At 37.4% G+C, this 1,202-nt stretch carries 1 protein-coding gene; it reads right to left on the reverse strand.

Features of this window, described 5'->3' with window-relative positions:
* Positions 1-393 precede the first annotated feature (393 nt).
* Positions 394-990: a hypothetical protein gene (locus tag ACS8FD_RS15550; RefSeq protein WP_439261670.1), complete on the reverse strand. Its 597-nt coding sequence runs from the start codon at positions 988-990 to the stop codon at positions 394-396.
* Positions 991-1,202 lie beyond the last annotated feature (212 nt).

The following is a 1,202-nucleotide window of genomic DNA, read 5'->3' on the forward strand; positions in this document are numbered from 1 at the left end:
TTGATGGTTTTGGCCTTGGCTGGTGATTCGACAATAACTAAAGACTTACCTTTCGGTTTATCAGCAGCAGTTGCCTTCTTTTTAGTTGTAGTTTTTGCCATATGTGACGACACCATAATATAAGTAGATTAAAAGTAAGGATAAATTCAGCAGCATGGCAATTTTATTGACTAATGATAATAGTTCAGCGTTTTATTGTAGTAATAGCTGCCATTAAAAATGTTTACTTAACAAACAATAACCATAAAACAAAAATACGGTTATAAAGACGTTACACTGCTAATAGTGAAACTGTCAACTTTAAATAATTTAGAGTTTGCCAAAAACGTCTGCTCAATATCCCTTAATGGAGATGAAAAAACCCTTTACCAGCTTCATGACCGTTTTATATGATTATGGCTGTTTTCGCATGGTTAAGGCCCACTTTTCAAGGTTTTCTTTGAGTGCAAGTAAGTCAGTTTCAATCATTTTTGATTGGTAATTAGGATTGGTCAATGGACGAACATAAGCGATATCTTCCCAATATATAACAATGCTGTTAGATTTAGTCAGCAGACCTTTTACAAATGGCTCGATACTAACAGGCAAATCCAGCGGCGCTTTATCTAGAGCAAAATTGGTTTTTTTGAGTACCGTACTGTTACTAGCTTGATGATTACGAATCACACTTGGAATCGTAAGCTTACTATCATCTGTACTCGTATCGATAAAATTGCTGTCTGGTCGCCATTGGCCATCAATAACTTGATAACGCATATGCGGCAGCTGTGTATCCTCTAACACAAGGCAGTACTGACCAAGCATCCCGCGACCATACTCATTGTCACGGCCTTTGATCCAATCAGGACAAGCCACAAGCTTTGGATGAAGTTGTAGACGACGCGCTGTCATACGCAGCTTATCTAAACGCTGATCAATACCGTTTGGTTTAAGCGCCATCATACTCCCTAATACAAATAGTACAATGACGACTGCGATCCATAGCCCCATGAAAAACTTGCCTTATCGTTTGGTTAATAAGCATCTATTAACATTATAAATGATACTTGTCTTCTAGCCATCGTTATCAAATATGGCCAACTCTTTTATAGGCACTATATATTAAATTAATGTGCTATTAGCCAATAAAGAGACACTTTCAAGATGCTATGTGCAGACTAATATCGCGGTCTTATACTTAAAATTCAAGCACAAGCTTCTGC

It is taken from the genome of Psychrobacter sp. 1U2, assembly GCF_051847575.1.

Bases quoted from the DNA above. Each gene is read 5' to 3' on its own strand.
- ACS8FD_RS15550 (WP_439261670.1), bottom strand. From the start codon at position 990: ATGGGGCTATGGATCGCAGTCGTCATTGTACTATTTGTATTAGGGAGT.